At 71.6% G+C, this 13,555-nt stretch carries 14 protein-coding genes; 5 read left to right on the top strand and 9 right to left on the bottom strand.

Features of this window, described 5'->3' with window-relative positions:
• Nucleotides 1-46: 46 nt before the first annotated feature.
• Nucleotides 47-1,300 carry a serine hydrolase gene (locus MUY14_RS10640; protein ID WP_247022790.1) on the bottom strand — a complete coding sequence of 418 codons (1,254 nt, stop codon included), beginning with the start codon at nt 1,298-1,300 and terminating at the stop codon, nt 47-49.
• An 828-nt stretch (nt 1,301-2,128) separates the two neighbouring features.
• On the opposite strand from MUY14_RS10640, the gene MUY14_RS10635 reads away from it, so the two are divergent.
• Complete coding sequence (locus tag MUY14_RS10635) at nt 2,129-2,734, top strand: MarR family winged helix-turn-helix transcriptional regulator (protein ID WP_247022789.1); 606 nt, start codon at nt 2,129-2,131, stop codon at nt 2,732-2,734.
• On the opposite strand, the gene MUY14_RS10630 is transcribed toward MUY14_RS10635, so the two are convergent.
• Together MUY14_RS10630 and MUY14_RS46840 are read right to left on the bottom strand one after the other, a co-directional pair.
• On the bottom strand, nt 2,731-4,749 hold the full coding sequence (locus tag MUY14_RS10630; RefSeq protein ID WP_247022788.1) for a hypothetical protein: 2,019 nt from the start codon (nt 4,747-4,749) through the stop codon (nt 2,731-2,733). The genes MUY14_RS10635 and MUY14_RS10630 overlap by 4 nt on opposite strands.
• Nucleotides 4,750-4,753: 4 nt before the next feature.
• Entirely contained in the window at nt 4,754-4,885 is a 132-nt protein-coding gene (locus MUY14_RS46840; protein WP_281506280.1) for a hypothetical protein, read from the bottom strand.
• Between the two features lie 58 nt (nt 4,886-4,943).
• Between MUY14_RS46840 and MUY14_RS10625 the strand changes: the two genes are divergently transcribed.
• The gene (locus tag MUY14_RS10625; RefSeq protein ID WP_247022787.1) at nt 4,944-5,597 is read left to right on the top strand and encodes a DUF4230 domain-containing protein; all 654 of its coding nucleotides are present in this window, start codon (nt 4,944-4,946) and stop codon (nt 5,595-5,597) included.
• Nucleotides 5,598-5,679: 82 nt separating this feature from the next.
• Complete coding sequence (locus MUY14_RS10620; protein ID WP_247022786.1) at nt 5,680-6,252, top strand: VOC family protein; 573 nt, start codon at nt 5,680-5,682, stop codon at nt 6,250-6,252.
• Between the two features lie 102 nt (nt 6,253-6,354).
• On the opposite strand, the gene MUY14_RS10615 is transcribed toward MUY14_RS10620, so the two are convergent.
• Nucleotides 6,355-6,705, bottom strand: coding sequence for a UBP-type zinc finger domain-containing protein (locus tag MUY14_RS10615; protein ID WP_247022785.1), 351 nt, complete (start codon nt 6,703-6,705; stop codon nt 6,355-6,357).
• 184 nt (nt 6,706-6,889) lie between these two features.
• Here MUY14_RS10615 and eno point away from each other — a divergent pair, with 184 nt between their 5' ends.
• The gene (gene eno / locus MUY14_RS10610) at nt 6,890-8,173 is read left to right on the top strand and encodes a phosphopyruvate hydratase (RefSeq protein WP_247022784.1); all 1,284 of its coding nucleotides are present in this window, start codon (nt 6,890-6,892) and stop codon (nt 8,171-8,173) included.
• Here the strand turns inward: eno and MUY14_RS10605 are convergent.
• The gene (locus MUY14_RS10605) at nt 8,157-8,465 is read right to left on the bottom strand and encodes an EthD family reductase (protein WP_247022783.1); all 309 of its coding nucleotides are present in this window, start codon (nt 8,463-8,465) and stop codon (nt 8,157-8,159) included. The genes eno and MUY14_RS10605 overlap by 17 nt on opposite strands.
• Nucleotides 8,466-8,636: 171 nt before the next feature.
• On the opposite strand from MUY14_RS10605, the gene MUY14_RS10600 reads away from it, so the two are divergent.
• Complete coding sequence (locus MUY14_RS10600; protein ID WP_396126845.1) at nt 8,637-9,266, top strand: YitT family protein; 630 nt, start codon at nt 8,637-8,639, stop codon at nt 9,264-9,266.
• Here MUY14_RS10600 and MUY14_RS10595 read toward each other — a convergent pair.
• Genes MUY14_RS10595 through MUY14_RS10580 form a run of 4 tightly spaced genes read right to left on the bottom strand, consistent with a single transcriptional unit; the run spans nt 9,215 to nt 13,380 of the window.
• Nucleotides 9,215-9,985, bottom strand: coding sequence for a gamma-glutamyl-gamma-aminobutyrate hydrolase family protein (locus MUY14_RS10595; RefSeq protein WP_247022781.1), 771 nt, complete (start codon nt 9,983-9,985; stop codon nt 9,215-9,217). The two genes, MUY14_RS10600 and MUY14_RS10595, sit on opposite strands and share 52 nt — an antisense overlap.
• Complete coding sequence (locus MUY14_RS10590) at nt 9,982-11,319, bottom strand: O-acetylhomoserine aminocarboxypropyltransferase/cysteine synthase family protein (RefSeq protein WP_247022780.1); 1,338 nt, start codon at nt 11,317-11,319, stop codon at nt 9,982-9,984. The genes MUY14_RS10595 and MUY14_RS10590 overlap by 4 nt, the downstream gene beginning before the upstream one ends.
• A complete protein-coding gene (locus MUY14_RS10585) occupies nt 11,306-12,364 on the bottom strand; it encodes a fatty acid desaturase family protein (protein WP_247022779.1) in 1,059 nt (352 codons plus the stop codon). The genes MUY14_RS10590 and MUY14_RS10585 overlap by 14 nt, the downstream gene beginning before the upstream one ends.
• 14 nt (nt 12,365-12,378) lie before the next feature.
• Nucleotides 12,379-13,380 carry an aldo/keto reductase family protein gene (locus MUY14_RS10580; protein WP_247022778.1) on the bottom strand — a complete coding sequence of 334 codons (1,002 nt, stop codon included), beginning with the start codon at nt 13,378-13,380 and terminating at the stop codon, nt 12,379-12,381.
• Between the last annotated feature and the right edge of the window lie 175 nt (nt 13,381-13,555).

Genomic DNA, 13,555 nt, shown 5'->3' with positions numbered 1-13,555 from the left:
CTGAGGAGCCCGCCGGCACGGCGGGCCCGGGGAGGGGGAGTTCCGGTCAGCAGCGCCGCGCGAGGCGGCCACCGATTTCGACCGCGGTCGAAGCGCCGGGCGCGCCGCGGAAGCGGCCGCACGGGGTGGCGCGGCCGGTCGCGGGGTCGCGGACGGTGAAGCTGCCGTCGTCGTGCAGGACGAGGCCGGGGTAGACCTCGCCGTCGACGACGAGCGCGGCACCCGCGCCGTCGGCGCGGACGGTGTAGTCGATGGCACCGTTGCGGTAGGTGCCGAAGTCGCCGTCCGGGACCGGCACGGGTCGCGCGCCGGGCTTGCCGAAGCGCTGTTCGGGCAGGTCGAAGCCCAGCTCACGCAGGTCGCCGGCGACCTCGTGCCACATGTCCGTGCCGGCCGCGCCGTTCGCGGTGAAGGCGACCACGCACGCGCCCGCCTGGTCGATGCGCAGGTGGCAGGACGTGCCGTCGGCGGTGCCGTCGTGGCCCAGCCAGACGTCGTCGCCTGTGCCGAAGTGGGCGATGCCCAGGCCCCAGCCGTCGGCGAGCCCGAACGGGTCGGCCTCCGGGACGAGCCGGTGCATGTCGGCCGCGGTCACGACGTCGAGCAGCCCCGGCTTGCCCAGGTGGATCCGGCCGAGTTCGACCAGGTCACGCGCGCTGAACGCCAGCGCCCCGGCGGGCTCCAGCATCGGCGGCAGCACCTGCTCGACCGGCCGCGCCCCGGCCGGACCGGCGGCCCGCCCGTGGCCGGAGACGCCGCGCGCGCTCCCGGCGTAGACCGGCTCGATCTTCGACGGCCGCAGCACGATCGCCTCGACGGCCTCCCGCCAGGTCATCCCGGTCACGGCTTCGATCACGGCCCCGACCAGCGCGTACCCGAGGTTCGAGTAGGAGAAGGCGCTGCCCGGCGGGCAGACGGGGACCGCCTCGCGCACCTCTCTCAGGCAGCCCGCGGTGGGGTCGGCGGGGTCGGACGGGAGCCCGCTGGTGTGGCTGAGCAGCCGGCGCGGGGTGAGCGCGCCGGACAGGCCGGCCACGCCGAGGACGTCGGCGACGGGCTGATCCAGCTCGAGGTCGTCGTCCGCCACGAGGGCCATCACCACCGTGGCCGTGGCCACCTTGGTGACCGAACCGGTCGGCACCGCGGAGTCTTCGGTCATCGGCGTGCCCCGGTCCTGGTCCTCGACACCGGTCTGGACCACCACCCGCTCGCCGTCCCGCAGCACCGCGAGCTGCGCCCCCGGCACCCGGTGCCGTCGAGCGGCGCGCCCCAGCACCGCGTGCAGCTGTTGCGCCGTCACCCGTCGTCTGTCCGAGGCGTTTCGACCGTCTCGCACGGATTGCATGACCCGACCCTCCGATATCACAAGAAAAGCTCGCCCACAATGAATGACCAAGACCACAGCCGTCCCGCGCAATCCCCGCCAGCGCATCTCGCGGAACCGCTGGAATTAATACGCTGCCTGTTTGCCGGTGATCGTCAGTACCGCCAATCGTGGGATCCCAACCTGCGATCGGGCCGGTTCGGAGCTACCCAACGTAGCAACCACAACGACAGCATTCCACGAGTTGAGCAGCCATTTACCCGACGGTTTCCGGCACTTGCGGACACGTCGAACAACGGCGGGCAGCGGCCAATCGCCGTACCACCCCGCCGGCTGGTTCAGTCAGCCGTTCCGGGGCCGCTGAAGCCTGTTACCCGGCCCAACAAGGGGTCAAACAACGGATCTCGCGGTACTTTTGCGGCCCGGGATCGAGGTGGTCACGCAGGCCCGTCAACTGCGGAAACGCGATTCTCGATCTTCCCGGCGTCAATTACCGGTGAGTCAACCAGCACGGCCGGACGCACGTGCACCGTATCGTGCACCCCGCTACCGTCTTTATTTCACATAATTCGGGGTGTTCCCACGGCCCGGGAAACAGGACAGGGAGCAGATCACCCGATTGGACCGTAACGAAATTGCGCTAGGAATTCGGAGGGTCACCGGCCGTTTTCGCGCCTCCCGCCGTTCACCAAACGCACTCGGAGCAACCCCCTCGGCCCCGCCGGAAACGGCTGACCTGCACGGCAGGTGCCGGCCGGGCCGCGGGTACGATATCGCTAGGACTCCTACCCGAAGGGGAACCGCATGACGGGTCTCGACGGCACCGCCGACCTCGACCGCAGGCTGGCTGACGCCCTCGAACGGCTGGGCAACGGCCTGCGTTCGCTGGCCCAGCGGACCGCGCGCGGGCACGGGCTGTCGCCGCTGCAGCAGCAGGCGGTCCTCGCGCTGGCCCGGCAGCCGCAAGGCCGGCGCGAGGTGGCGGCGCTGGCCAAGGAGTCCGACGTCACCACCCCGACCATGGTCGACGCGATCGCCGCGCTGGAGCGCAAAGGGCTGGTCAGCCGCGCCCCCACCAGCGACGGCCGCCGCCGGGTGCTGTCACTGACCGGGGCGGGCGACGCGATCGCCCGCGCACTGTCCACTTGGGACGATCCGCTGACGACGGCGCTGGCCGGCGTCCCGGTGGCGGAGCGCGCCGCCACCCTGCAGACGGTGCTCGACGTCATCGGCGGCCTGCAGCGCTCCGGCGTGCTGGGCGCGATGCGGACGTGCACGACGTGCCGGTTCTTCGGCCGGGACGAGCACCCCGACCCCGCGGTACCCCACCACTGCCACCTGCTGCGCACCCCGATCCCCCGGACCGCCCTGCGCACCGACTGCCCGGAGCACGAGCCGGCCGCGGGCTAGGGACGCATTGGAAGTTCCCACTCGGCCGCTGTGTTGCCGCCGGGTTCGATCCCGTACCGGCGCACCTGCTCCGCCTCGTCCGTGCGGCCGGCCCGGTCCAGGAGGCCGGTCAGCAGTTTCATCCAGTGCGGCTCGGCCGGCCGGACCATCCCCTGGCCCCCGCCCTCTTCGAGTTTCACGCGCAAGCGCGCCTCGGCCTCCGCGGGGCGGCCGAGGCGCTCCACCAAGGCTGCCAGGTGCTTGGCCGCCGGCCGGTGACCCTTGCTCGTCTGGATCAGCAACGGCTCCTCGGCCTCTTCGAGCCGGCCCAGGTCAGCCAGTGCGTCCGCCAGCAACGGCACCGCGAGCAGGCTGAGTTCGGCACTGCGCCGGAACCAGCCGGCCGCCTCGTCGATCTCTTTTCTTTCCCGGAGCATTTCCCCGAGGTACCACATCGCCGCGGGATCGCCGGCCTCCGCGTGGGCGCGAAGGAGCGTTTCGGCTTCGTGGTCGAGGCCGCGGCAACGCAGCCGGACCGACAGCATGGACACCGCGAGCGGCTGGGTCTCGGCGAGCCGCCGCAGCAAGGCGAGGGCTTCGTCGTCGCGGCCCTCGTCCTCGCGCAGCCGGAACAGCTGCCACACGGCGTCGTGCGGATCCGGCTCGACCTCAGGTTCGCCGCCGCCGTTCAGCAGCAGGTCGAGAGGCAGCGGGGTGCGGTCCAGATCGCCGGTGCGCTGCGTCCACGCGTGCGCCTCCGCCGTGGCACCGCGCAACTCCAGGAGGAAGGCGAGCAGCCGCATCGCGGGCACGTCCCCGGCCTCGGCCGCGGGCACGGCGTACCGCGCGGCCAGCCGGTACAGCCCCCGCTGCAGGGCCGCGGTGGCCAGCCGCGAGCGGTCGTCGGCCGCGGTGACGTGCTCGGCCAGCGCGTTCCACAGACCGGCCGGCGGCCGCTCACCCTCCCGGGCGTCGCGGGCGTGGTGGTCCAGGAAGTCGTGCAGGACGTAGCCGTCCGGCGGTCCCAGTCCCGGGGCGCTCCGCGTGGGGGTCAGGGCGGCGATGCCGTGGTGCTGCCGGGTCGCGCCCGCCAGCGCGTCGGCGAACCAGTCGCCGGTGACGACGCGGTCCCGCTCGTCGAGGTAGTCCGCCGCGGCCGCGCGCAGGACGTCCGCGCTGATCGCACTCTCGTGACCCAGCCGCCGCGCGTCCATCGCCACGGTGACGACCGCGTGCGTCCGCGGGCCGTGCAGGCCGTCGACGTAGTGGCGGAGCAGCTGCGGTCCGCCGGAAAGCACCTGGGTGACCGCCGCCCCGGCGGTGCGCACGGCCAGCGCCAGCCGCGGGTCGAGCCTGGCGCACCGGGTCAGTTCCGCTTGCGCACCGGCGAAGCTGTCCGCGATCCGCACCATCCGCACCTGCGGCAGATCGAGCAACGCCCGCACCGCCGGTGAGTCCACAGTGGACAAAGCAGCCCAGTGCCCGGTCCAGACGTCGCCGACCACCAGCACCGGCCCCGGCCCGCCCAGGACGTCAGCGAGCCCTTCCGCGACCGCGGGCCCGTGCGGCAGGTCGAAGAACCGCCGCTGCAGATCGGGCAGCCACACCACCCGCCGCGGCGGAAGACCGCGAGCCAGCAGGTCCACCAGCTGCCGCGGCCCGCTCGGCCGCACGACGGGCCACTCCCCCAGCTGCGCCACGGCCCGCACGGCTTCGTAGGCGGCGCGCGTCTTCCCGGCCGCCGAACCCCCGGCGAGCACGACCATCGAACTCGACCCGGCCGCATCCCTCAGCAGCCCGCGAATCTCGCCATCGTGCGGCCGGACGACGTAGTACGGCGGATCGGCAGAGGCCGCGGGATCCAGCGTGATGGCTTCGTGCACGCCGAGCTCCCGCGCGGACCACCCGGAAATAGGCCGCTCGACCAAGGGCGGCGCCGGCGGGGACGGGTGGAGGTGGACGTCACCGTGGATGTCTCGCGCCTGCACGACGGGCCCGTACGCGGTGCCGACCTCGTTCGAGACCCCGTCGGTCATCGCCTCAACGTACCTGCACCACCACCGGTCCGGCGGGCTCGCCGAGCTTCGTGCCCTTCCGGTAGCCCCCGAAGATCAAGCCGAGGAGCACGATGACGAGGGCGATCGCCAGGACCCACAGCCACAACTTGCGCACGACCACAACGTACCCCCGGAACCGGTTCGTCAAGCGCTCGCTTGGGTAATCCTCCGGCATGGGTGCATGGGGCAAGCGGCTCGTCGGAATCGCCGTCGCTATCGTGGTTCTCGCCGTCGCGGCGCTCGTCGGATCGGCGGTGCACCTGTTACCCCAATTGCGCAATCCGTTCGCGACGCAGACCGAAGAGCACTCCGGTCCGGTGCTGCTGCAGTCGATCGTCGAGCTCTCGCGCTACGAGGCCGCCAGCGGGTCGTTCCAGGTGGTCGTCGACATCACGACCAGCTCGGTGCTGCCCAGTTTCCTCGTGGGCAGCGACACGATGTTCATCGGCGTCGGCACGGACAACGCCTACGTGGACTTCTCCGGGCTGAAGGGCGATGCGGTCCAGGTCTCCGACGACCGCCTCTCCGCCACGGTCACCCTGGCGCACGCCCAGCTGGAGCCGGCGACGCTGGACGTGCACGAGTCGCACGTCTACGCGCAGCAGCAGGGCCTGTTCACCCGCGTCAACGAGTTCCTCAGCGGCAACCCGAACTCGCAGCAGGCGCTCTACGAGCTCGCCCAGAAGCAGATCCAGGCCGCGGCCGCGAAGAGCACGCTGATCGCCGACGCGGAGCGGAACACGAAGGCGATGCTGACCGGCCTGCTGCAGTCGCTCGGCTTCAAGAACATCACGGTGAACTACGCCGACAACCCCCGCGGAGGCTGAGGTACCGGGGGCGAACGGCCCCGCGCGGGACGACACTGGGGGCCGCGGCGAACCGGCCGTCACCCCCGAAGGAGTTCCGCTCATGGACATGAAGCTCGAAGTCGTGGTCCTGCCCGTCACCGACGTCGACCGGACCAAGCAGTTCTACCGGAGCCTCGGCTGGCGCGAAGACGCCGACATCGACTTCGGCGCCTCCCGGATCGTCCAGCTGACCCCGCCGGGATCGAGCACGTCGGTGCACTTCGGCACCGGCATCACCGACGCCACCTCCGGCGGCGTGCGCAACACCTACCTGGTGGTCACCGACGTCGAAGCCGCCCGCGCCGAGCTCGCCGGGCACGGGGTCGCGGTCAGCGAGGTCTTCCACCGCGACGCCACCGGCGCCTTCGCCCCGGGCATCCACCCCGACCGCGGCACGTACTCGTCGTTCGCCTCGTTCAGCGACCCCGACGGCAACACGTGGCTGCTGCAGGAGATCACCGACCGCTTCCCGGGCCGGGTCGACGGCGTGACGTACGGCTCCGCCGAGGAACTCGAGCGCGCCCTGCGCGAAGCCGCCGCGGCGCACGGCGAGCACGAGAAGGAGACCGGGGAGTACGACGAGCAATGGCCGGCCTGGTACGCGCGGTACATGGCGGACCACCAGGGCGCCTGAGCCGCGGGCCGCCGGATCTCGAGCGGTTCCGGGTTCGGCCGCGCGGCAGCCCGGCCGAGACCCGCCCGTCGAGCCCGCTGCGCACTCCGCGGGCCATCCCCCTCAGCGGTGCAGGTGCTGGGGCCAGTCCTCCGGCAGCCGCTCGGCCGGGCCCGGGGCCGACTGGGTCAGGGGGTGGTGTTCCGGGGCCGCCAGCGTGGGGCCGGACTCGTACATCGTCTCTTCCTCGTAGTCCCAGAACCACTCCTCGCCCGGCTCGAAGCTGCGGACGATCCGGTGGCCCGAGGCCGCCGCGTGGGCGCTCGCGTGCTGACCCGGTGACGAGTCGCAGCAGCCGATGCGGCCGCATTCCGCGCAGCGGCGGAGGTGGAACCACCAGCCCTGCGGGTCCGCGGCGTCGCAGTCCGCGCAGCCCGGGCCACTGGGCGGCACCGCGGGGTCTACTCCTTGCATGCGAACTCCTCTGCTGAGCATTGCCGGCAGACCCGACTCTAATCCGAACGCTGGGGGCTGCCGAATCGGCCGACCGGTCGCCGCGGAAAGTTCGGGATCGATTCAGAGATTTCTGCTAGCCTCGCCCCTGTCTCGCGGCTCACCGTGGCGCCGCCCCCGTTAGGCGAACTCACCGAGGAGCGCAATGACTGCCATCGTCCGGGTCAAGGGCCGCGAAGTTCTGGACAGCCGCGGCAACCCGACCGTCGAGGTCGACGTCGAGCTGGCGGACGGGTCGCTCGGGCGGGCCGCGGTACCCTCGGGCGCCTCCACCGGGACCCGGGAAGCGGTCGAGCTGCGTGACGGGGACAAGGCCCGGTTCCACGGCAAGGGCGTGCGCAAGGCCGTCGACGCCGTCAACACCGAGATCGCCGAAGCGGTCGTGGGCCTGGACGCCGAAGCGCAAGCCGAGGTCGACCGGGCGCTGATCGCGCTGGACGGCACCGCGAACAAGGCACGCCTCGGCGCCAACGCCACGCTGGGTGTGTCGCTCGCCGTGGTCAAGGCGGCCGCGGCCGCCAGTTCGCTGCCGCTCTACCGGTACGCCGGCGGCGTGTTCGCCCACCTGCTGCCGATGCCGATGATGAACATCATCAACGGCGGCGCGCACGCGGACAACCCGATCGACTTCCAGGAGTTCATGATCGGCCCGATCGGCGCGCCGACGTTCGCCGAGGCCGTGCGGATGGGCTCCGAGGTGTTCCACACGCTGCGCAAGTCGCTGCACGACGCCGGGCACAGCACCAACGTCGGCGACGAAGGCGGGTTCGCGCCCAACCTCAGCTCCGCCGACGAGGCGCTCGAGTTCGTGCTGCGCGCGATCGAGCAGTCCGGCTACACCCCCGGCGAGGACATCGCCCTGCTGCTCGACCCGGCCGCGTCGGAGTTCTACACCGGCGAGGTCTACGACTACACCGGCGAGGGCCGCAAGCGCAGCGTCGAGGAGCACGTCGCCTACCTCGCCGACCTGACCGCCCGCTACCCCATCGTCTCGATCGAAGACGGCCTCGCCCAGGACGACTACGACGGCTGGAAGCAGCTCACCGACACCATCGGCGACCGCGTGCAGCTCGTCGGCGACGACGTCTTCTGCACCAACGTGAACCTGCTGAACGACGGCATCGAGCGCGGCATCGGGAACTCGATCCTGGTCAAGGTCAACCAGATCGGCACCCTCACCGAGACGCTGACCACGGTCGAGACCGCGCACAAGGCGGGCTACTCCGTGGTCATGTCCCACCGCTCCGGCGAAACCGAGGACACCACGATCGCCGACCTCGCCGTCGCCACCAATTGCGGCCAGATCAAGACCGGCTCGCTGTCGCGCGCCGACCGCACCGCCAAGTACAACCAGCTCATCCGCATCGAGGAGGAGCTCGGTTCGGAGGCGCGCTACGCCGGCGCGAGCACGATCAGCGGCCGCCGCTGAGCGGGTAGTGGATCATCTCCACGCCGCCGGTGGCGTAGTGGGGAACATCGGCGGCCACAGCCTTGCCCGCTTCGGAACCCAGCGCGGTCGCCATCGTCTCCGCTGACTCGAAGTCGGCGTGGAACACGGCGAAGTACTTCCGCTCCCCCGCCAGGGAGGCCACGTCGAAGGAGTACTCCGAGTGCAGGAGGCCGGGCAGCTTCGCGGCCAGCGGCAGGTGGGTGCCGGCGTAGTACTCCCGGAAGTGGGCTTCGTCGGCGGGCGGCGGGTAGAGCACGGTGAGCCGGTGCATCGGTTCCCTTTCGGAGGTGGTCCCCGCCACCCTGGCACAACCCGGCCCGCGGTGCGCCGCGGGCCGGCTGTCCGGTGTGGACGGTCGAGCGCCCGCCGCCCGGCCGGCGAGCCTCGCCGCCGTTACCCTGGCAGGGCGAAGTGCCGGCGAACGGGGGGAGCACGCGTGCGGGTGGCCGAACTGGTGCAGTCACCGCTGGTGCCACCCGGGCGGCCGGTCCGGCGGGTGTCCCAGCTGCTCTCCGGGCTGGTGCTCTACGGCTTCAGCGACGCGATGGTGGTCGCCGCCGGGCTCGGGGTCGAGCCGTGGGACGCGCTCGCGCAGGGGCTGACCCGCACGGCCGGGCTCAGCATCGGCGTCTGGACCAACCTGATCGGCGCCGCCGTGCTGCTGCTGTGGATCCCGCTGAAGCAGAAGCCGGGGCTGGGCACGCTGTGCAACGTCCTGCTCGTCGGCACCTCGATGGACCTCGCGCTGGCGGTGCTGCCGCCGTTCGGCCAGCTGTGGCTGCGCTGGGTCGTGCTGATCGCCGGCATCGTGCTCAACGGGTTCGCCACCGGCTGCTACATCGGCGCGCAGGCGGGCCCGGGCCCGCGGGACGGGCTGATGACCGGGCTCGCCCGGCGCGGGCACCCGATCTGGGCGGTGCGCTGGGGCATCGAGATCGCGGTGCTGGTGATCGGGTTCGCGCTCGGCGCCACCGTGGGCATCGGGACCCTGCTGTACGCCTGCGCGATCGGGCCGCTCGCTCAGCTGTTCATGCCGATGCTGGACATGGGACGGGGCAGGGGAACTCCCTGAGCACGCTGCCCGGCGGCGAGCCGGGCCGCCACGCCGAACCCGTGGAAGATCGCGGTGGAGACCGGGTCCGTCTCGGCGTACCACTCCGGGTGCCACTGCACCGCGAGGCAGAACCCGTCGCCCGCCGAGGCGGCCTCGACCACGCCGTCCGCGGCCACCGCCTCCACCCGCAGGTCCGGCGCGACCCGGTCGATCGCCTGGTGGTGCAGCGAGTTGACCGGCACGCGCGCATAGCCAAGCAGCTGCCGCAGCACGCCGCCTTCGGTGAGGTCGACGTCGTGCGCGGGCAGGTACTGCCGGTCGCGGGGCTGGGAAAGGTCCTCGCGGTGCTCGTCGCCTGGCAGGTCGCGCAACGTGCCGCCCAGTGCCACGTTCAGCTCCTGCAGCCCACGGCAGATCCCCAGCACCGGCACCCCCGCCCGCAGCGCGGCCGGCAGCACTCGCAGCGCGAGTTCGTCGCGGGCCGGATCGACGGGCCCGTCCTGGGGCGGACCGCCGTAGCGGGCGGCCTGGACGTCGGTCTCGTGGCCGCCGAAGACGACGCCGTCGAACCGGCCGAGCAGCTCCGCCAGGTCCGGGGCCGGACCACCGACGACGGCCACCGAGCAGCCGGAAACCCGTTCCAGCGCCCGGACGTAGACCTCGCGCACCGCGAGGTGCGGCACCACGCCGATCGGTTCGGCCGACGCGGCGAGCGCGACCAGCGGCCGGGCGCTCACCGGGCCCCCGCCAGCGCGCGGGTGAGGTCTTCGAGCAGGTCGTCCGGGTGCTCCAGGCCCAGCGAAAGCCGGATCGAGCCCGGGGTGACGCCCGCCGCCAGCTGGTCGGCTTCGGGCAGCTGGGCGTGGGTGGTGGACGCCGGGTGCGTGGCCATCGACCGGACGTCGCCGATGTTGGTCACGTGCGCGAAGAGGCGGAGCGCTTCGATGAACCGGCGGCCGGCCGCCTGCCCGCCGGTGAGCTCGAACTGCACCAGCGGCCCGCCGTTGCCGCCGAGGTAGCGCCGCAGCAGTTCCTCCTGCTCGCCGCCGGCCAGCGTCGGGTGGCTGACCGAGGCCACCGCCGGGTGCGCGTCGAGGAACTTCGCCACCGCGGCCGCGTTCTCGCCGTGCGCGCGCATCCGCAGCGGAAGCGTTTCGATGCCCTGGATCAGCAGGAAGGCGTTGAACGGGCTCAGGCACGCCCCGAGGTCGCGCAGCAGCGTTTCCCGCGCTTTGAGCAGGTACGGGCTGCGGCCCAGCGCGCTGTCGAGCCCGGCGCCGGTCTCGGTCCACACCGCGCCGCCGTGCGCCGGGTCGGGCTCGGTCAGCAGCGGGTGCCGCGCGGCGTGGCGGGTCCAGTCGAAGGTGCCGCCGTCCACGATGAGCCCGCCCAGGGCACTGCCGTGGCCGCCGATGTACTTCGTCGCCGAATAGACGAGGATGTTCGCGCCGAAGTCCAGCGGGTTGCAGACCATCGGCAGCAGCGTGTTGTCCAGGACCAGCGGCACTTCCGCCTGTTCGGCGAGCCCGGCGACGTCTTCGATCGGGAAGATGCGCAGCTTCGGGTTGGGCAGCGTCTCGCCGAAGTAGGCGCGGGTGCGCTCGTCGGTGGCGGCGGCGAAGTTCTTCGGGTCTTCCGGGCTGACGAACCGGGTCTCGACGCCGAACCGCCTGAAGGTGTTGGCCAGCAGGTTCCACGTGCCGCCGTAGAGCTCGTCGGAGCTGACGATGTTGTCCCCGGCCTGGCAGAGGTTCAGCAGGGCCACCGTGGTCGCGGCCTGCCCGGTGGAGACGGCCAGCGCGGCCGGGGCGCCGTCGACCGCGGCGATCCGCGCTTCCAGCACGTCGCAGGTCGGGTTGTTGAGGCGGGTGTAGGCGTGCCCGTCCTCGCTCAGCTCGAAGATGCCCGCGGCCGCACCGGTGTCGGGCAGCTCGTAGGCCGCGGTCTGGAAGATGGGCGTGATCACCGGCGCGGTCGGGCCGGCGCGCAGCTCGGCGCCCGCGTGCATCACGGCGGATTCGGCCCGCCGGAACTGCTTAGGCGTGCTGGCGGGGCGTTCAGTGACCGGCATGGGACAGCTCCCTCGGTTCGGACATGGACGTGACGATCGCGCTGACGGCGCTGGGCTGGCCCTGCGGACCGCGGGTGAACAGCCCGCCCAGCACGGCGTCGACCGCGGCGTAGTCCGGATCGGCCAGCCGCACCCGCCTCGCCTTGCCGAGGTTCCAGAACGGCGTGCGCGGATCGAGGTGGTGTTCCAGGTGGTAGTTGTCGTTGTGGATGCCGGTGAGGAACTTCTCCCAGCCGCGGCTCTTGCGGTTGCGCGTCATGTGCAGGTCCACCCGCGCGTCGCGGACGAGCGGCGTGTGCTCGGAGAGTTCGATGTACCAGCCCAGGATCTGGAAGCTCGTCAGGTACGGCACGAACCAGAACAGCAGCAGTTCGAGCGTCCACCCCTGCGCCCAGCACACGCCGGCGACGGCGGCCCAGAACAGCCAGAACCCGGCGCGGTCGAACGCCCGCTTGGGACCGCGGACCGCTTGCGGCGCCTCCGGGCCGCGGCCCTCGCGCAGCACGCGGTACCGGTTGCGGACGAGGTAGCGCAGGTAGGCCCAGGTCTGCGTGCCGAACAGCGGCATCAGCACCACCCGGCGCACGTAGGTCCGCGGCGAGGCGGCCCGGTAGGCACCCTGCTCGATGAAGAACCGCAGGTCCGGGTCGCGGTCCGGGTCGCCGAGCCGCGGGTGGTGGGTGAACACGTGCGAAACCTTGTAGGCGTAGTGCTGCTGGAAGATCGGGTACGCGGTGAGCACGGTGCCGAGCAGCATCCGCACCCGGTGGTCGGCGGCCCCGACGCCGTGGGCGCAATCGTGCAGGATCGTGGACAGCCCCCGCTGCCGGGCGCCGATGACCAGCACCGCGAGCGGGTAGCACCACCACGAAACCGCGACGCACAGCCACACGCAGGCCGCGATCCACCCGACGTCCTCGAGCCAGGCGAGCCCGGCGTGCCAGTTGTCGCTGCGGTTGAGGGGTTTCATCCGGGCCCGCACTTCCGCGGGGAAGCGGTGCATCCGGTACCGCTTCCCGTCGTAGGCCCACTCGGTGTCCGGCACGGGTCCTCCCTGGGTCAGACGAGGGCCGTCAGCGGCACGCCGATGAACGTCGGGTCGAAGCGGCTGACGCCGTCGAGCAGCTCGTCGATCTTCTGCATCACGGCGTCGTCGAGCACGACGTCCACGGCCTTGAGGTTGTCCGTGAGCTGCTCGGGGCGCGAGGCGCCGGTGATGGCGGTGGCGACGTTGGGGTTCTGCAGCACCCACGCGAGGGCCAGCTGCGCCATGGTCAGGCCGAGCTGCTCGGCGACCGGGCGCAGTTCCTGCACGCGGCGCAGCACGTCGTCCTGCAGCCAGCGGACCATGTAGCTGCTTCCTTCGCCGTCCGTGGCGCGGGAACCGGCCGGCGGCTGCTTGCCCGGCAGGTACTTCCCGGTCAGCACGCCCTGCGCCATCGGGGACCAGACGAGCTGGCCCATGCCCTCCCGCTCGCAGGCCGGGATGACCTGGCTCTCGATGACCCGCCACAGCATCGAATACTGGTTCTGGCTGCCGATCAGCGGGATCCGCAGCTCGCGGGCCAGCGCGGCGGCGCGGGTGATCTGCTCGGCGGTCCACTCCGAGACGCCGACGTAGAGGATCTTGCCCTGGCGCACCAGATCGGCGAAGGCCAGCATGGTCTCCTCCAGTTCGACCGTGGGGTCGAACTGGTGGGCCTGGTAGAGGTCGAGGTAGTCGGTCCCGAGGCGGCGCAGGGAACCGTCCGCGGACTCCATGATGTGCTTGCGGCCCAGGCCCTGGTCGTTGGGGCCGCCGGGGCCGGTCGGCCAGTAGACCTTGGTGCAGATCTCCAGGCTCTCCCGGCGGAGGCCGGACAGCGCGCGCCCCAGCACCTCTTCGGCGCGGGTGTTCGCGTACATGTCGGCGGTGTCGAACGTGGTGATGCCGGCGTCCAGCGCCGCTTCCACGCATTTCCTGGCCTGTTCTTCCGCCACTTGCGAACCGTGGGTGATCCAATTGCCGTACGAAATCCTGCTCACGGAGAGGCCGCTGCGGCCGAGTCGTCGATGTTCCATGCCTCAAGACACTCCAAGCAAATTTCCGCGTAGTCAACGTTTGAAGCCGCGAATGAAGGGGCCACGAATGGGCTCATCAAAAGTATTGATGAGCCCATCAAACGGTCCATGATCACATTTGCCCGGATCATTTCCTGCTGGGAGCGTGAGGTATCCGACGGGGGAAATCGAGATC

It is taken from the genome of Amycolatopsis sp. FBCC-B4732, from assembly GCF_023008405.1.
GTDB classification, from domain to species: domain Bacteria; phylum Actinomycetota; class Actinomycetes; order Mycobacteriales; family Pseudonocardiaceae; genus Amycolatopsis; species Amycolatopsis pretoriensis_A.
This window is presented reverse-complemented; position numbering and strand designations above follow the sequence as displayed.